Here is a 15,895-nt window from a genome sequence, read left to right as displayed (position 1 = left end):
GAGGGGCGTCATCCACTATGATGAGGCTATTTGCGCAGGAAGTTCTCGAGGATGCGCAGGCCGGCCGGGCCGCTCTTCTCGGGGTGGCACTGGAAGGCGGTGATGTTGTCCTTCTCGACCGCGGCGCACACCGCGAAGCCGGCATAATCGGCCTCGGCCAGGCGCCGGGCGGGATCGTCGGGCACGCAGTTGAACGAGTGGACGAAATAGGCCGAGCTGACGCCCGGCTCGGCGCCATCGAGCAGCGTGCCTTCCCAGCCGTTGCGCCCCTCAGGCACCAGCAGCGGGCTCCAGCCGATATGCGGCACCTTGCGCGTGCCGGCCTCGTCGCTGGGCGGGATCGCCGCGACATGGCCGGGGATCAGCCCGAGACCCTCGTGGCGGCCGAATTCGAGGCTGTAGTCGAACAGCAGCTGCATGCCGACGCAGATGCCGAGGAACGGGCGGCCGGTGGCGGCGAATTCCAGAACCGGATCGGCGAGGCCGGTCTCGCGCAGCGTCGAGATGCACGGCTCGTAGGCGCCGACGCCGGGCAGCAGGATGCGATCGGCGCGGGCGATCTCGGCGGCGTCGCTGGTCAGCCTGGCCTCGCCGCCCGCCTTCTCGATCGCGCGCGACACGCTGTAGAGGTTGCCGATCCCGTAATCGACGATGTGGACCACGCTCACGCGGCAATCTCCGTATCGCGGCGCACGCGCAGCCCCGCGTCGATCGCGGCGGCGCGGATCGCGGGCAGCGACATGCGGTTATAGTGAAGGATGTCGGCCATCGCGACCGCGTCGGCGCCATGCTCGACCGCCTCGACCATGTGCTGGGTCGAGCCCATCCCGCCCGAGGCGATCACGGGGATCGGCACGACCTTGGTCACCGCCTCGATCAGCGCGGTGTCGAAGCCCTTGCGCGTGCCCTCCTGGTCGACCGAGGTCAGCAGGATCTCGCCCGCGCCGAGCTCGTAGCCGCGGCGGCACCATTCGACGACGTCGACCCCGGTGAACTCGCGGCCATTGTCGGTGAAGGCTTCCCACTTGCCCGCGCCGCTGCGCTTGGCCTCGATCCCGAGCACCATGCATTGCGAGCCGAAGCGCTGCGCGATCTCGGTGATCAGCTCGGGGCGGCGGATCGCCGCGGTGTTGATCGCGACCTTGTCGGCGCCCGCGCGCAGCATCGCGCGCACATCGTCGATCGAGCGCAGCCCGCCGCCGACGGTGAGCGGCACGAACACGTCGCGCGCCGCCCGGGCGACGATGTCGCCGAGGCTGTTGCGGCCATAGAGGCTCGCGACGATGTCGATATAGATCAGCTCGTCCGCGCCCTGCTCGTAATAGCGCCGGGCATATTCCTGCGGATCGCCGATGACGCGCAGCCCTTCGAGGTGGATCCCCTTGATGAGGTTGGGGCCCTTGACGTCGAGCCGCGCGATCAGGCGGGTGTTCCTCATGCGCGCTGGTCCGTCCGCCCCCAGGGCGTGTGGCGCAGCTTCCACTCGCCGTCCTCGACCTTCCACAGGTGCGGCGAGCGGAAGCGGTCGACGGTCTCGAACAGCTCCTCGCGCGTCATGCCGACATAGTCGAGGAACTCCTTCTCGTAGCGCGCCGGATACTCGCCCTCGTAGCGCTCCATGAGCGCCAGGCCCTCTTCCTTGGTGATGTGGTGGTTGCGGATCTCCTGAGCGGAATCCATCATCGTGCGGCCGACGCCGAACTTGATCCAGCGGGTGTAGTAGAAGAAGCCGTCGACCTTGTCGTCGAGGCTGTTGTACTTGGAATAGGTGCCCTCGGTGCGCACCGGATTGGCCTCGAACCCGGTATGCTCCACCGCGTAGTAATACGCTTCCTGCGGCACCCACCGGACGTAGTAGCCGAGATATTTCCAGTCGATGCCCTTCTCGATCAGCACTTCGTTCTCCATCGGGAGATAGCTCTTGAGGTCGACCAGCGGCACGCCCTCCTCGAGATACTCGCCGATCGACTTGCCGCCGAGCAGCATGTCGCGCACGTCGCGGCCGCGATAGTAATCGAGCTGGAAGCCCTCGCTCTCCGCGTCCTTGCCGGCGGCGTAGCTCGAGGTCTTGTGGCTGATCTGCTCGCCATATTCGCCGGGCATCTCGCCGTAGAAGATCAGCGGGATGTTGAGCTTGGCCGCCATCTTGGCGACGAAGGTCTTCTGGCCGAGGATGAATGGCTGGAACGGGTGGAGCAGGTTGATCGTCGCGTTGCGCGTGAGCAGGCGATGGATCTTGCCGTTGGGCGTGAACAGATAGTTGTCGAAGCCGCCGACGTGCAGCCAGTTCTGGAAGTTCTTCCAGCCGATGTCGGTGTAGAGGTGCGGCGACCAGGTCACCGTCAGCGGGTTCATGCCGTATTTGTACTTGAGCAGGTGCGACTGCATCGCGCTGTCCTTGCCCCCGCTGCCGCCGACGATGCAGTCGTAGCTGCCGTCGTCGCGGCGATAGCGATCGCACAGCTCGACCAGCTCGCGCTCGCGCTCGTCCCAGTTGATCTCGGCCTCGTTGGCCTTGAGCTCGTTGAAGCGGCAGGCGTGGCACACGCCCTCCTCATCGAACTGCATCGTCGTCTTCGTCGAGCCGGCGCCGTGCGCATACTCGTTCGACGACATCGGCTGCTGGTTCGACATGTTGCACTTGACGCAGAAGCGCACCTCGCGCGGCAGGCCGTAGAAGACCTCGAGCTGGTCATCGGGGCGCTCGTAGCGCGACAGATCAACGCTGGAACTCGGGCCAATCTTCATGGGGAAACCTCTTTCGGTCAAAAACGGGCGTCAGGCGGGTTCGTGGTTGTTGCGCGCCTGCTCGAGGTCGGCGGGGCGCCCGACGTCGAGCCAAGGCTCGTGCATCGGGTAGACGATGGTGCGGTCCGATCCGGCCTGGAGTCGCTCGAACAGCGTCGGCATGTCGCAATGCTGATGGGTTTCGAGCGCGTCAAGCGCGCGCGGCTCGATCACGTAGATACCGGCGTTGACGTGGCTGCGATAGATCGGCTTCTCCTCGAAGCCGATAATCTCCATGCCGCGGGTCTTCACCACGCCGAACGGATGCTGCCATTCGTGGCTGCGCACGGCCATCGTCGCGGCGGCGCCCTGGCGCTCGTGGAAGTCGAGGATCTCGCTGTAGCGCACATCCGTCAGCACATCGCCGTTGGTGACGAGGAACGGGTGCTCGGGCCGCGGCGAGAGCAGGCTGAGCGCGCCGCCGGTGCCGAGCGGGGCGTTCTCGCGCAGATAGTCGATGCGCACGTTCCAGCGGCTGCCGTCGCCGAAATACTCCTCGATCATGTGGCCGAGATAGTGGATCGCCAGCACGAAGTGCCGGAAGCCCTCGCCGCTCGCGCGCTGGATGATGTGCTCGAGCATCGGCTTGCCGCCGACCGGCAGTAGCGGCTTGGGGCAATTCTCGGTGTGCGGGCGCAGGCGCGTACCCTTGCCGCCAGCCATTACCACCATGGTGTTGGGCCGCGCGCTCGGGCTCGCCTGCAGCTCGTCCCAGACATAGAGGCCGACGACGCGGCGCCCCTCGTCGACGATCGGCAGCTGATGGATCTTGTTGGCCTGCATCAGCTGCAGCACCATGTCTTGCTCGAGGCTCGGCGGCACCACCAGCGGGTCGCCATGGACGATCGGTGCGACCGGATCTGCGAGCTGAACCCCGCGCAGCAGGCCGCGGCGGATGTCGCCGTCGGTCACCGTGCCGAGCAGCCGATCGCCGGCATCGACCACCATTGCGATCTGAAGCCCCGATTTATCGAGGCAGCGGATCGCGTCCTGGACGCTCGACTCGTGCGGAAGCAGACAGGCGCGCCACTGCTCGGAAACCATCGTCTATCGCTCCCCGGTATCCGTTGCCAAGGCAATGTCGTGAAACGACTTTTTGAGCAATCCCGACAAAGGATGCCGGCGCAGCACGTCGAGAATCGCCATGGTCGCGCCACCGGTGCCATAGGGGTTCTCGACCCCTGCCAGCCCCTTGCGGAAATCGTCCGAGAACAGCCGTTCCAGGGCCGCCTCTATCGCGTCCTGTTGCGGCGCACAATCGATCACGCTCGCCGCCTTGAGCCGACCAGCCTGGCGATCGCCGATATTGACCGTGCCGATTCCAAAGCTCGGCGTCTCGATCAGGCCGCTCGACGAGTTGCCCACCACCCCGTCCATGAGCCGCATGCACGAAAGATAGCGCAGCTGGCCGAGCGAGGTGAACACGCGGGCGTGCGGACGCGCTGCGACAAAGCGGTCGACCATCGCCGCAAGCTCACGCCCGCCGGTGTCGGCATTGGGCATGGTGAACAGGAGATGCGTCTCCGGCCCCAGCGAATCGAGCGCGTCGAGCAGCGCCTGCATCTGCGCCGCCGCCTCGCCCGGCTCGAGCGTCGGCGGGTGGAACGTCACCATCAGGTTGCGCGCGCCGAACTCGAGGTCGAGCTGCCCTTCCAGCTCGGCGCGATCGAGCAGCTTCAGTCCCTTGATCGCGTCGATGCCGAGTCCGCCGACCAGGAACACGCGCTCGGGCGCTTCACCGAGCTGGATCACCCGGTCGCGATAGGGCGCCGCCGCGGTGAAGTGCAGGTGCGACATCTTGGTCACCGAATGGCGGATCGCCTCGTCGAACGCCCCCTCGGTGGTCTCGCCACCATGAATGTGCGCGATCGGGATGCCCGCGACCAGCGCCGCCGACGCCGCCGCGAGAATCTCGAAGCGGTCGCCGAGCACCACGACGAGGTCGGGCTTCAATCGCGCGAAGGCGTCGGCGAAGCCGATAAGCCCGAGACCCATCGCCTTGCTCACCCCGACGGGTGTGTCGCTGCTCAGCAGGATCTCGACACGCTCGTCGATCGGAAAGCCGTCGGCCTCGATCTCGCGCCAGGTGAGGCCGAACTCGGGCGAGAGATGCATGCCGGTGACGGCGAGCTGCAGCTCGAACGCGTCGTCATCGCGGATGCCCGCGATCAGCCCGCGCATCAGGCCGTATTCGGCCCGCGTGCCGGTGACGACGCAGATGCGGCGGGCGGCGCTCACAGCTCGATCAGCTCGTCGGCCGCGAAGGCGCGGTGGGCGGTGCGGCCGACCACCTCGTCCCAGCGCATCGGCGAGATGCCGGTGCCGGGGCGCTTGGCGGTGAGGTTGTCGGCGCTGAACGCCTCGCCCGCGGCGATGTCGCGCGCGGCGACGATCGACTTGCGCGCGATGGCGCGGTTCTTGGCCTCGCTCGGGCTCGGACGCTTGATGCCGTCGCCGGCCACCGCCTGCTCGATGTTGCGGATCGCCCGCACCATGTGCGCGAACTCGCCGGGCTCGAGGCTGGCGCGATGGTCGGGGCCGGGCAGGCCGCGGTCGAGCGTCAGATGCTTCTCGATCACGGTGGCGCCGAGCGCGACCGCGGCGATCGGCAGCTCGATCCCCATCGTGTGGTCGGAATAGCCGACCTCGACCCCGAATGCCGCGCCGATGTTGCGCATAGCCGGCAGGTTCACGTCCTGCATCGGTGTCGGATATTCGGTGTTGCAGTGAAGCACGGTGATCTGCGCGCGCGGCACCCCGCCCGCCTCCAGCACGCCGATCGCCGCCTCGATGTCCGCCATGTCGGCCATGCCGGTCGAGAGGATCACCGGGAGCCCCTTGCCCGCGATGTGGCGCAGCAGCGGCAGGTTGGTGATCTCGCCCGAGGGCACCTTGATCCGGTCGATGCCGAGCTCGACCAGCATGTCGAGGCTGTCCTCGTCGAAGCCGGTCGAGAAGAAGCGGATGCCGGCATCGGCACATTCGGCGACCAGCATGTCGTGATCGGCACGCGACAGCTCGAGCTTGGCGATCATCTCCTGCTGGCTCTCGCCGGTGCCGGTGGTTTCCTTCTGGTAATCGGCCTTGGGCGCGTGCGCCGCGGTGATCTTGCTCGCCTGGAAGGTCTGGAACTTGACCATGTCGGCGCCGGCATCCGCGGCGGCGCGGACCAGCCGGCGCGCCAGATCCATGTCGCCATTGTGGTTGACCCCGGCCTCGGCGATGATGAGCGTCTTCAACGAATCTTCCTTGCTGGTACGCCGACATAGACCGCGTCGGGCTCGCAGTCGCGGATCACCGCCGCGCCCGACCCGACCGCGGTCCAGGCGCCGATCTCGAGCTTGCGCGTGTCGTTACCCTGATTTACCGCCGCGCGCACCCCGATCAGCGCGCCCTCCCCGACCCGGACATTGCCGGCGATAGAGGCGCCGGGTGACAGGTTGGCGAAATCGCCGAGCTCGACATCGTGCGAGACGGTCGCGGCGAGATTGACGATGCAGAAGTCGCCGAACGCGACATTGTTGGTGAAGCGCGCGCCGGCGAACACCACGCTGCCGGTCGATGTCTCGAGCGAAGCGCGCGAGCCGCGGCCGAAGCTGGTGTCGGGGTGGATCAGGCTGGGGAAGCGCAGCGTGCCACGCAGCCGCCCGGCGATGGCGGCTCGGGTGCGGTTGTCACCAACGCCGACCACGAACGCCTCGGAAGCGGCCTGTGCCAGCGCGGTCTCCTCGTCGACGATTTCGTCGTCGCGCGTCCAGCCCTCGATCACCGCCGCGTCGCGCGTCACGAACACGGTGCGATAGCCGAGCGCGTCGGCGATGTCGGCGACGTCGCGCGCCTGCCCGCCGGTGCCGAGGATGAACAGCGGCGGCATCACCCCTCCCCCCGCAGCAGCATCTCGGCCACGCGCCAGTCGAGCGGCGTGTCGATGTCGACCGAACGCTCGGCGGGCATCGGATAGCCGCGCGTCTCCGCGCTCAGGAAACCGCGCGTCTCGCGCAGCCAGTCGGTGCGAGCGAAATACATCGCACCGTTGAGCGCATAGACCGGCGGCAGGTCCTGGCGCCGCGTCACTTCGGGCGTGGGCATCAGCGGCGCCAGCCGCGAACCGGCGTCCAGCCGGTACATCCAGTTGGGATGGTCCTCCGGCTCGCACACCGATACCACCGCGGGCGCACCGGTCTGCGCGGCGAGCGTGAGGATGCCCTCGATATCCGCGACCCCGCGCAGCGGCGAGGTCGCCTGGAGCAGCAGCACCGCGTCGTAGGACGGGAGCACGTCGATCGCGTGGAGCACGGGATCGATCCCCGGCGTCTCGTCCGCCGCCAACTCGGCCGGACGCATGAAGGGGACGTCGGCGCCCCATTCGCGCGACACCGCAGCGATCTCTTCGTCCTCGGTGCTCACCACCACCGCGTCGACCCCGGGCGCGGCCAGCGCGGCCTGGATCGTCCAGGCGATCAGCGGCTTGCCCGCGATCTCACGGATATTCTTGCGCGGGATGCCCTTGGATCCGCCGCGTGCCGGGATGAGGGCGAAGACGGCCATCGGCTCAGTCGGCCAGCTTCGGGCTACTCGGCAGGTTGATCACCGCCGCCGCCAGCCCCTCCGCGACGCTCACATCGGCGCGCGGGCAGGCGGCGTACATCGGCAGCCGGTGCATCAGCGTCCACAGCGGGCGCGACATGTAATCGGCGTCGTTGAGCACGCCCAGCACCGCCTCGTGCGCATCGGCCTGCGCCGCGTCGAGCACGATGGTGTTGAGCCAATAGTTGCTGACGCACTGCGCGGGCTCGACGAGGAAGCGTACGCCGGGCACCTCGGCAAAGGCGGCGGCGTAACGGTCGGCGAGCTTGCGCTTGCGCTCGATCATCCCCGGCACGCGCTCGAGCTGCGCGCAGCCGAGCGCGGCGTTGAGGTTGGGCAGGCGGTAGTTGTAGCCCACCTCGTCATGGATGAAGTTCCAGCGGTGCGGCACGCGCGCCGTGGTGGTGAGGTGCTTGGCGTGGCGGCCGAGCTCGGGGTCGTTGGTCAGGATCGCCCCGCCCCCGCCGGTGGTCATCACCTTGTTGCCGTTGAAGCTCAGTGCGGCGATGCGGCCGACATTCCCGGTGTGGCGGCCCTTGTAGTAGGACCCCAGCGATTCGGCGGCGTCCTCGACCAGCACGATCTTCCAGCGCGCGGCGACCTCGGCCAGCGCGTCGAGATCGCAGGGATGGCCGAAAGCGTGCATCACCACCAGCGCGCGGATCGTCGCGCCGGTGCGGCGGTTGACGCAGCGGTCGCCCGAGATCTCCGCCACCTCGCGCAGATGCGCGTCAAGCCGTTCGGCATCGACGCCCAGCGTGCGCGTCTCGGAGTCCACGAAATGCGGCGTGGCGCCGATATAGGAGACGGCGTTGGCGGTGGCGATGAAGGTGAGCGTCGGCAGCAGCACCTCGTCACCCGGCTCGACCCCGGCGAGCAGCAGGCAGATGTGCAGCGCCGCGGTGCCGTTGGCGGTGGCGACGGCATGGCTCGCCCCGGTGAAGTCGGCGAGATCGCCTTCGATCCGGTTGACATAGGAGCCCACCGACGAGACCCAGCCGGTGTCGATGCATTCCTTGACATAGGCCCATTCGTTGCCCGCGAACTCGGGCTCGTGGAGCGGGATCATGCCGTTGGGCGTGCCCAGCACCTGCCGCACCGCGCCGAGGACGTCCTGGGCGATCGCGGGAGTCGGATCGGTGGGGGCAGCGCTCGCCATGCGGGTCCTCAGATGTTGTAGATGTCGGTCTTGTAGCGCGCGAGGTTCGCCGGGTCGCTGAACCAGGCGATGGTCTCGTCGAGCCCGCGGCCGAAGCCCTCGCGCTCGCCGTATTCGGGGGCCCAGCCGGTCAGCTCGCGCGCTTTGGCATTCTCCGCCCACAGCCGCTCGACCTCGCTGCCGTCGGGGCGCAACCGCTCGTTCTCACAGACGATGCGAACCTCACGCCCCATCCGCTCGGCGATCAGCGCGGCGGTGTCGCCGACCGAGATCTCGTAGTTGCTGCCGATGTTGATCACCTCGCCCAGCGCCTTGTCGGATTCGGCGACCGCGACGAAGCCGCGCACCGTGTCGCGGACATAGTTGAAGTCGCGCGTCGGATGAGTCGCGCCGAGGCGGATCTCGTTCGCGCCCGCGGCGATCTGGGTAATGATCGTCGGGATCACCGCGCGCGCCGACTGGCGCGGGCCATAGGTGTTGAACGGGCGGATCGTCGCCACCGGCGTGTCGAACGAAAGGAAGAAGCTCTGCGCGATCTGATCGGCGCCGATCTTGCTCGCCGAATAGGGCGACTGGCCCTGCAGCGGATGCTCTTCGGTGATCGGGACGAAGCGCGCGGTGCCGTAGACCTCGCTGGTCGAGGTGTGGACGACACGTTCTATGCCCAGATCACGCGCCGCCTGGACGACGTTGAGCGTGCCCTTGACGTTGGTGTCGATGTACGTGTCGGGCGAGTGGTAGGAGTAGGGGATGGCGATCAGCGCGGCGAGGTGCATGACCACGTCGCAGCCCTCCATCGCCTTGCGCACGCCATAAGGGTCGCGGATGTCGCCCGCGAACACGTCGAGCGACTTGCGGATCTCCGGCTTCGAGGTGTCGAGCCAGCCCCAGCTGTTGAAGCTGTTGTAATAGACGAAGGCGCGCACGTCGGCGCCCTGCTCGACCAGATATTCGGTGAGGTGCGAACCGATGAAGCCGTCGGCTCCGGTAACGAGAACACGCTTGCCGCTCAGTTTCACGATCTGCCCCTCGATAGAACAACGCTTGCGTCCCGTGCCGAACGGCGGCGGGAGGGCCCCGATATCCACGCGCCGGCACCCCGTCCGCGGCCAGCGCATTAGCCGTGCCGCTGTTTTTCCGCAACGCGGTAACATTCCGTTTTTCTACCGTTTGGCACGCCCGTACTAACGCAGTGACCTTGTGGATAACTACGAATCGGAATAGGCAGCGGCCTCGATCGGCTGAGTCGGCTCAGGTTCAGGGGCATCATGAATTACAGCCAAAAGACCGCGCAGTGGGGACTCAACGCGGCCAAGCCATCCAGCAAATGGCGGGCCGCCAGCGGCGTCGGCAATGCCCGGCTGATCGCGGGCCTGTTCCTGCTCGACATCGCCTGCATCATGCTGAGCTTCCTCGCCGCAGGCGAGCTCTATGGCACGGTCGGCGTCACCCACAATACCGGCTGGATCCTGATCGCGGGCATCCTCACCCCGATCTATCTGGTGAGCGCCAGCAACCTCCACGCCTATTCGGTCGAGGCGCTCGAGAATCGCTATCTCAGCATCACTCGGTCGGTGCGCGCCTTCCTGACCGCGTTGTGCATCGTCATCCTGGTCGCCTTCGTGCTCAAGACCAGCGCGCAATTCTCGCGCCTGACGCTCGGCTTCGGCGCGGGCCTGTCGATCCTGAGCCTCGCCGTCGCGCGCTATGGCTTCACCCATTTCCTGCGCCAGTCGCGCGGGGCCGCGATCCATTCGACGGTGCTGATCTGCGACGCCGGGCAGCAAGTGCCCGAGAGTGATTTCTCGGTGCTGATGGCGGCCGATTTCGACCTCGATCCCGACAAGCACGACCCGCTGATGTACGACCGGCTATCCAAGGCGCTGGGGACCGCCGACCGGGTGGTGGTGGCGTGCCGGCCGGAGCGGCGCATCGCCTGGGCGAGCGCGCTCAAGGGCGCGAACATCCAGAGCGAGATGCTGATCCCCGAGCTCGCCGAGCTCGCCCCATTGGGCGTCGCGCGCCACGGCCCGATGCCGACGGTGATCGTCTCCACCGGCCCGCTCGACCTGCTCGACCGGGTGATCAAGCGCGGCTTCGACGTCGCGGTCGCGGGATCGGCGCTGGTACTCCTGTCGCCGCTGTTCCTGATCGTCGCGGCGCTGATCAAGCTCGACAGCGACGGGCCGGTGTTCTTCAAGCAGGTGCGCATCGGCCGCGGCAACGAGATGTTCAGCATGTTCAAGTTCCGCAGCATGCGCGTCGAGACGCTCGACGGCGCGGGCAACCGCTCGACCAGCCGCGACGATGACCGCATCACTAAGGTCGGCGCGTTCATCCGCAAGACCAGCATCGACGAGCTGCCCCAGCTGATCAACGTCCTGCGCGGCGAGATGAGCATCGTCGGCCCGCGCCCGCACGCGCTCGGCTCGCGCGCGGCGGACAAGCTCTTCTGGGAAGTCGACCAGCGCTACTGGCACCGCCACAGCGCCAAGCCGGGCCTCACCGGCCTCGCCCAGGTGCGCGGCTATCGCGGCGCGACCTTCCATGAGGACGACCTCACCAACCGGCTCCAGGCCGATCTCGAATATCTCGATCACTGGACGATCTGGCGCGACATCCAGATCGTGCTGATGACCTTCCGCGTGCTGCTCCACCGCAACGCGTTCTGAGGCGTCAGCGGGTCTCCGCCGGCGCAGCCGGGCGGTCGTCCAGCCGGGCCAGCAGGAATTGGGTCACCGTCCTGGCGGGGAGCTTGCTGGGCATGCCGGTCACTTCGAGCGCGTCGCCGTCCGGTGCGACATAGGTGCCGAACAGGCGATCGTAGATCGTGAACACGCCGCCATAATTGCGGTCGAAATATTTCTCGCGCACGCTGTGGTGGGTAAAGTGGAAGCGGTTGTCGACGAACAGCCAGCCGAGCTTGCCGAAGTTGATCGGGGCGCGCGAATGGATCAGCCGGCCCGCGCCCGAGCGCACCGCGATGATCCAGGCGATCCCCTCGTAATTCACTCCGACGAGCAACCCGATGAGGATCACGCCGATGCGGTCGCCGATCGCGTCGAACGGGTGCGAAACGTCGCCCATGGCTTCCATGTCCTCGATCGCATGGTGCACCGCGTGGAAGCGCCACAGGAACGGGATCTCGTGCTGGGCGCGATGGACCCAATAGCCGGCGAGGCCATGGAGCAGGAAGACCAGCACGATCAGGAAGAAATTGCCGAGCGGCGCGAGAAGGGCCGGCAGATGCTGCATCTCGACTCGCACCAGGGCGCCGAGCTCGCCCACCGGCAGCACCATCTGGAGCCAGGGGTTGAGGAAGTAGAAGAGCGAGGCGATGATCGCCTGCATCAGCATGAAGAAACAGGAGCGCGACCAGCTGCGCGGCGGCCCGACCAGCGCGATTTCCACCGCCATGACCACGGCCAGGATGGCGAGCGGACGGCCGACGAGCAGCGCGAACCACGCCGCCGTGCCGAGTCCCGCCTCGACATAGCCGCGCGGGCCGCCCGTCAGCAGGTCGGCCTTGACCCCCGAGGAAAGCGCGCGCGCCCAGCCGTCCAGTATGGGGCCGGCGGCGACCAGACCCCAGGCGACCGCGACGATGAGCGCGAAGCAGGCCCACAGGGTGGCGCGCCACAGCAGCGGGCGCGACCGCCAGCCGCGCGCGCTCAGCCCGCCTGCCGCCATCGGCTCGAACATGCCGGATTCCGCTCGCGACGCCATTCGATCAGCTATCCCTGGGTGACAGTCCGGACGGACGCCCCTACCCCAAAAGCGCCGTGGTGGCTATGGCCGCGGCACCAGCCGGTCCATCACCACGCCGAGCGACTCCTGCCAGCGCGGCGCGCGCCAGCCGAAGGTCCGCGCCAGCCGGGTGCAGTCGAGCCGCGAGTTGGCCGGGCGCACGGCGCGCGTGGGATAGCCGCTCGACGGGATGCCGGTCACTTCGGCCGCGGGGCCGCCGCGCTGCGCGCTTTCGGCGAAGATCGCACGGGCGAAACCGGCCCAATGCGTCTCGCCGGTACCGGCGAGGTGATAGACGCCGTTGGCGCCGTGCGCGGGATCGGCCTGCCAGGCGGCGATCACCGCCATGATCCCGTCGGCGATATCCAGTGCCGAGGTCGGGCAGCCATGCTGGTCCTCGACCACGTTGAGTGCATCACGCGTCTCGGCGAGGCGCAGCATCGTCCTGACGAAATTCGCGCCGAACGGACTGTAGACCCAAGCGGTGCGCAGGATCGCGTAGGTCGCGCCCGAGGCGGCGATGGCCTGCTCGCCCGCAAGCTTGGTCGCGCCATAGACGCCGAGCGGGGCAACCGGATCGTCCTCGCGCCACGGCCGGTCGAGCGCGCCGTCGAAGACATAGTCGGTCGAAAGGTGGATCACCGGCACGCCGAGCTTCGCCGCGGCGCGGGCGAGCACGCCCGGCCCCTCGCCGTTCACCGCCATCGCCAGCTCGGGCTCGTCCTCGGCCTTGTCGACCGCAGTATAGGCGGCCGCCGAGATCACCAGCGCGGGGTCCACCGCCGCAATGGTGCGCTCGATCGACGCGGGATCGGCGAGGTCCAGATCGGGCCGCCCCGCGAACACCAGCTCATGCCCGCCATGGCGCTCGGCGAGACTCTGCGCGACCTGGCCGTCGCGGCCGGTGACGAGGATCTTCACGCGGTCTTGCCCAGCCGCTCGCCGGCATAGCTGCCCGAACGGATCGGTTCCCACCACCAGCGATTGTCGAGATACCAGTCGACCGTGCGGGCAAGGCCGGTGTCGAAGCTCTCCTCGGCCTTCCAGCCGAGTTCGCGCTCGATCTTGGTCGCGTCGATCGCATAGCGGCGGTCGTGGCCGGGGCGGTCGGTGACGAAGCTGATCAGCTCGCGCCGGCTGCGCCCGTCGGCCAGCGGCACGCGCGCGTCGAGCACGTCGCAGATCGTCTCGACCACCTGGAGGTTGGTGCGCTCGTTGCGCCCGCCGACATTGTAGCTCTCGCCGACCACGCCTTTGGTCAGCACCAGCTCGAGCGCCTTGGCGTGGTCGTCCACGTACAGCCAGTCGCGGACATTCTCGCCCTTGCCGTAGACCGGCAGCGGCTTGCCCTCGAGCGCGTTGAGGATGACCAGCGGGATCAGCTTCTCGGGGAAGTGGAACGGCCCGTAATTGTTCGAGCAGTTGGAAAGCACGACCGGCAGGCCATAAGTCTCGTGCCAGGCGCGGACGAAATGGTCGCTCGCCGCCTTCGACGCCGAATAGGGTGATGACGGGGCGTAGGGCGTCTCTTCGGTGAAGATGCCGCTGTCGAAGGGCAGGTCCCCGAACACCTCGTCGGTCGAGATGTGGTGGAAGCGGAAACCGTCCTTCTTCGCGCCCTCCAGCCCCCGCCAATATTCGAGCGCGGCGGAGAGGAGGCGGAAGGTGCCGACGACATTGGTCTCGACGAAGGCGGAGGGGCCGTCGATCGAGCGGTCGACATGGCTCTCCGCCGCGAGGTGCATGATGCCGTCGACCTGTTCCTCGCGCAGCAGTGAGAGGATCAGCGGCACGTCGGCGATGTCGCCCTGCACGAAGCGATGGTTGGGGGCGTTCTCGATCGCCTTGAGGCTCGCCGGATTGCCGGCATAGGTGAGCAGGTCGAGATTGACGACGCGCTTGCCCTTGCGGACGAGGTGGCGGACCACCGCCGAGCCGATGAAGCCGGCGCCGCCGGTGACGAGGATGGTCTGCATGGGATCAGCCTTCGTAGACGAACGGGGAGTCGAAATCCTTCAGCCGCGGCGCGATCTTGTCCTTGTCCGACAGCGTCGGTCCCACACCGAGATCGGGCCAGTCGATGCCGAGATCGGGGTCGTTCCACAGGATCGCGCCCTCATGTTCCTTCGAGTAAGGGCCGCTGACTTTGTAGAGCACCTCGGTATCGGGGGTCAGCGTCATGAAGCAATGCGCGAAGCCGATCGGCACGAGCAGCTGGTTCCACTTCTCGGCCGACAGCTCGACGCCGACCCATTTGCCGTAGCTCGGCGAGCCCTTCCGGATATCGACCGCGACGTCGTAGATCGATCCGCGCAGGACGCGGACCAGCTTGTCCTGCGCCACCGGCGGCACCTGGAAGTGCAGCCCACGCACCGTGCCGACCTGCGCCGAGAAGCTCTGATTGTCCTGGATCCAGTCGATGTCGATCCCCTCGGCGGCGAAGGCCGAGAGCTTGAACACCTCCGAGAAGAAGCCGCGATGGTCGCCATATTTGGGCGGGACGACCTCGATCACGTCGGGGATGGCGAGGCGGTTGAACTGAGTCATGCGAGGCTCGCGACGCGCTTCTTGAGGTAATCGGCATAGCCGGTCTTGCCGAGGCTGGCGGCGCGCTTCAGCACCGCGTCGCCGTCGAGCCAGCCGAGCTCGAGCGCGATCTCCTCGGGACAGGCGATCTTGATGCCGGTGCGGTGCTCGATCGTGCGGACGAACGCGCCGGCCTCGTGCAGGCTCTCGTGCGTCCCCGTGTCGAGCCAGGCATAGCCGCGGCCGAGCCGGGTGATGTGGAGGTCGCCGCGCTCCATATAGGTGCGGTTGACGTCGGTGATCTCGAGCTCGCCGCGCGCCGAGGGCTGGATCGACCTGGCGATGTCGACGACGTCCTTGTCGTAGAAATAGAGGCCGGTGATCGCCCAGTTGGACTGGGGATTGGCGGGCTTCTCCTCGACACTGGTCGCACGGCCGGTCTCGGGGTCGAACGAGACCACGCCATAGCGCTCGGGATCGTCGACATGATAGGCGAAGACATTGGCCCCGCCCCCGGCGGCCTCGTCGGCGGCGAGGCGGCATTTCTCGCCCATCTTGTCGCCGTGATAGATGTTGTCGCCGAGAATCAGCGCACTCGGACCGCCGCCCACGAAATCGGCGCCGATGATGAACGCCTCGGCGAGTCCGTTGGGCTCGGGCTGGACGGCGTAGCTGAAGCTCACTCCGAACGCCGATCCGTCGCCCAGCAGCGCCTCGAACATCGGCAGATCGCGCGGAGTGGAGATGATCAGGATCTCGCGGATGCCGGCGAGCATCAGCACCGACAGCGGATAATAGATCATCGGCTTGTCGAACACCGGCAGCAGCTGCTTCGAGATCGCCAGCGTCGCGGGATAGAGGCGCGTGCCGCTGCCTCCCGCCAGAATAATGCCCTTCATATTCCGGCCGATTCCCCGCCTTGGTCTGAGACGGTCGCCGCCCTAGTCGATGGCGGCGGGGGAGACAACGGTCACGACAGCCAGTAGCGGATGATCGCGGCGACCAGCCCCAGAACGGCTACGCTCGCCGCCCAGATTCCGACGAGCCAGGCGAGGCGCTTCCACAGCGGCCCGGGCGCTTCGTCCACGC

Annotated in this window: 17 protein-coding genes; 1 reads left to right on the top strand and 16 read right to left on the bottom strand. The window is 67.5% G+C overall.

What is annotated here, in order from left to right:
• Nucleotides 1-26: 26 nt before the first annotated feature.
• The 10 genes from hisH to ACO227_RS09545 are packed head-to-tail and all read right to left on the bottom strand — an operon-like array spanning nucleotide 27 to nucleotide 9,552.
• Nucleotides 27-668, bottom strand: coding sequence for an imidazole glycerol phosphate synthase subunit HisH (hisH, locus tag ACO227_RS09590; RefSeq protein WP_423607187.1), 642 nt, complete (start codon nucleotides 666-668; stop codon nucleotides 27-29).
• A complete protein-coding gene (locus ACO227_RS09585) occupies nucleotides 665-1,438 on the bottom strand; it encodes an imidazole glycerol phosphate synthase cyclase subunit (RefSeq protein WP_343517848.1) in 774 nt (257 codons plus the stop codon). The genes hisH and ACO227_RS09585 overlap by 4 nt, the downstream gene beginning before the upstream one ends.
• Entirely contained in the window at nucleotides 1,435-2,748 is a 1,314-nt protein-coding gene (locus tag ACO227_RS09580; RefSeq protein WP_423607185.1) for an N-acetyl sugar amidotransferase, read from the bottom strand. Before ACO227_RS09580 ends, ACO227_RS09585 begins: the two co-directional genes overlap by 4 nt.
• A gap of 30 nt (nucleotides 2,749-2,778) precedes the next feature.
• Nucleotides 2,779-3,831 carry a nucleotidyltransferase family protein gene (locus ACO227_RS09575; RefSeq protein ID WP_423607183.1) on the bottom strand — a complete coding sequence of 351 codons (1,053 nt, stop codon included), beginning with the start codon at nucleotides 3,829-3,831 and terminating at the stop codon, nucleotides 2,779-2,781.
• Nucleotides 3,832-3,834: 3 nt separating this feature from the next.
• A complete protein-coding gene (neuC, locus tag ACO227_RS09570; protein ID WP_423607182.1) occupies nucleotides 3,835-5,025 on the bottom strand; it encodes a UDP-N-acetylglucosamine 2-epimerase in 1,191 nt (396 codons plus the stop codon).
• Entirely contained in the window at nucleotides 5,022-6,026 is a 1,005-nt protein-coding gene (neuB, locus tag ACO227_RS09565) for an N-acetylneuraminate synthase (RefSeq protein ID WP_423607180.1), read from the bottom strand. The genes neuC and neuB overlap by 4 nt, the downstream gene beginning before the upstream one ends.
• A complete protein-coding gene (locus ACO227_RS09560) occupies nucleotides 6,023-6,661 on the bottom strand; it encodes a hypothetical protein (RefSeq protein ID WP_423607178.1) in 639 nt (212 codons plus the stop codon). The genes neuB and ACO227_RS09560 overlap by 4 nt, the downstream gene beginning before the upstream one ends.
• Entirely contained in the window at nucleotides 6,661-7,335 is a 675-nt protein-coding gene (locus ACO227_RS09555; RefSeq protein WP_423607177.1) for a cytidylyltransferase domain-containing protein, read from the bottom strand. Before ACO227_RS09555 ends, ACO227_RS09560 begins: the two co-directional genes overlap by 1 nt.
• 4 nt (nucleotides 7,336-7,339) lie before the next feature.
• Nucleotides 7,340-8,533: a LegC family aminotransferase gene (locus tag ACO227_RS09550; RefSeq protein WP_423607176.1), complete on the bottom strand. Its 1,194-nt coding sequence runs from the start codon at nucleotides 8,531-8,533 to the stop codon at nucleotides 7,340-7,342.
• Between the two features lie 8 nt (nucleotides 8,534-8,541).
• Nucleotides 8,542-9,552 carry an NAD-dependent 4,6-dehydratase LegB gene (locus ACO227_RS09545; protein WP_423607174.1) on the bottom strand — a complete coding sequence of 337 codons (1,011 nt, stop codon included), beginning with the start codon at nucleotides 9,550-9,552 and terminating at the stop codon, nucleotides 8,542-8,544.
• A gap of 249 nt (nucleotides 9,553-9,801) precedes the next feature.
• Here ACO227_RS09545 and ACO227_RS09540 point away from each other — a divergent pair, with 249 nt between their 5' ends.
• Nucleotides 9,802-11,205: an exopolysaccharide biosynthesis polyprenyl glycosylphosphotransferase gene (locus ACO227_RS09540; protein WP_423607173.1), complete on the top strand. Its 1,404-nt coding sequence runs from the start codon at nucleotides 9,802-9,804 to the stop codon at nucleotides 11,203-11,205.
• 4 nt (nucleotides 11,206-11,209) lie between these two features.
• On the opposite strand, the gene ACO227_RS09535 is transcribed toward ACO227_RS09540, so the two are convergent.
• The 6 genes from ACO227_RS09535 to ACO227_RS09510 all read right to left on the bottom strand — a co-directional run bounded on the left by ACO227_RS09535 (nucleotide 11,210) and on the right by ACO227_RS09510 (nucleotide 15,893).
• The gene (locus ACO227_RS09535; RefSeq protein ID WP_423607171.1) at nucleotides 11,210-12,235 is read right to left on the bottom strand and encodes a sterol desaturase family protein; all 1,026 of its coding nucleotides are present in this window, start codon (nucleotides 12,233-12,235) and stop codon (nucleotides 11,210-11,212) included.
• Nucleotides 12,236-12,322: 87 nt separating this feature from the next.
• Complete coding sequence (rfbD, locus tag ACO227_RS09530) at nucleotides 12,323-13,201, bottom strand: dTDP-4-dehydrorhamnose reductase (RefSeq protein ID WP_423607170.1); 879 nt, start codon at nucleotides 13,199-13,201, stop codon at nucleotides 12,323-12,325.
• The gene (gene rfbB, locus ACO227_RS09525; protein ID WP_423607168.1) at nucleotides 13,198-14,256 is read right to left on the bottom strand and encodes a dTDP-glucose 4,6-dehydratase; all 1,059 of its coding nucleotides are present in this window, start codon (nucleotides 14,254-14,256) and stop codon (nucleotides 13,198-13,200) included. The genes rfbD and rfbB overlap by 4 nt, the downstream gene beginning before the upstream one ends.
• Before the next feature lie 4 nt (nucleotides 14,257-14,260).
• The gene (gene rfbC / locus ACO227_RS09520) at nucleotides 14,261-14,827 is read right to left on the bottom strand and encodes a dTDP-4-dehydrorhamnose 3,5-epimerase (RefSeq protein ID WP_423607166.1); all 567 of its coding nucleotides are present in this window, start codon (nucleotides 14,825-14,827) and stop codon (nucleotides 14,261-14,263) included.
• Nucleotides 14,824-15,705 carry a glucose-1-phosphate thymidylyltransferase RfbA gene (gene rfbA, locus ACO227_RS09515; protein WP_423607164.1) on the bottom strand — a complete coding sequence of 294 codons (882 nt, stop codon included), beginning with the start codon at nucleotides 15,703-15,705 and terminating at the stop codon, nucleotides 14,824-14,826. Before rfbA ends, rfbC begins: the two co-directional genes overlap by 4 nt.
• A gap of 71 nt (nucleotides 15,706-15,776) precedes the next feature.
• Nucleotides 15,777-15,893 carry a DUF2474 domain-containing protein gene (locus ACO227_RS09510; RefSeq protein WP_423607327.1) on the bottom strand — a complete coding sequence of 39 codons (117 nt, stop codon included), beginning with the start codon at nucleotides 15,891-15,893 and terminating at the stop codon, nucleotides 15,777-15,779.
• Nucleotides 15,894-15,895 lie beyond the last annotated feature (2 nt).

The organism is Sphingomonas sp. MS122, assembly GCF_049532975.1.
Taxonomy (GTDB): Bacteria; Pseudomonadota; Alphaproteobacteria; order Sphingomonadales; family Sphingomonadaceae; genus Sphingomonas.
This window is presented reverse-complemented; position numbering and strand designations above follow the sequence as displayed.

Coding starts and splice junctions, on each gene's coding strand:
- ACO227_RS09575 (WP_423607183.1), bottom strand. CDS start 3,831: ATGGTTTCCGAGCAGTGGCGCGCCTGTCTGCTTCCGCACGAGTCGAGC.
- ACO227_RS09550 (WP_423607176.1), bottom strand. CDS start 8,533: ATGGCGAGCGCTGCCCCCACCGATCCGACTCCCGCGATCGCCCAGGAC.
- rfbA (WP_423607164.1), bottom strand. CDS start 15,705: ATGAAGGGCATTATTCTGGCGGGAGGCAGCGGCACGCGCCTCTATCCC.
- ACO227_RS09585 (WP_343517848.1), bottom strand. CDS start 1,438: ATGAGGAACACCCGCCTGATCGCGCGGCTCGACGTCAAGGGCCCCAAC.
- rfbB (WP_423607168.1), bottom strand. CDS start 14,256: ATGCAGACCATCCTCGTCACCGGCGGCGCCGGCTTCATCGGCTCGGCG.
- ACO227_RS09560 (WP_423607178.1), bottom strand. CDS start 6,661: ATGCCGCCGCTGTTCATCCTCGGCACCGGCGGGCAGGCGCGCGACGTC.
- rfbC (WP_423607166.1), bottom strand. CDS start 14,827: ATGACTCAGTTCAACCGCCTCGCCATCCCCGACGTGATCGAGGTCGTC.
- ACO227_RS09535 (WP_423607171.1), bottom strand. CDS start 12,235: ATGTTCGAGCCGATGGCGGCAGGCGGGCTGAGCGCGCGCGGCTGGCGG.
- ACO227_RS09540 (WP_423607173.1), top strand. CDS start 9,802: ATGAATTACAGCCAAAAGACCGCGCAGTGGGGACTCAACGCGGCCAAG.
- ACO227_RS09555 (WP_423607177.1), bottom strand. CDS start 7,335: ATGGCCGTCTTCGCCCTCATCCCGGCACGCGGCGGATCCAAGGGCATC.
- ACO227_RS09580 (WP_423607185.1), bottom strand. CDS start 2,748: ATGAAGATTGGCCCGAGTTCCAGCGTTGATCTGTCGCGCTACGAGCGC.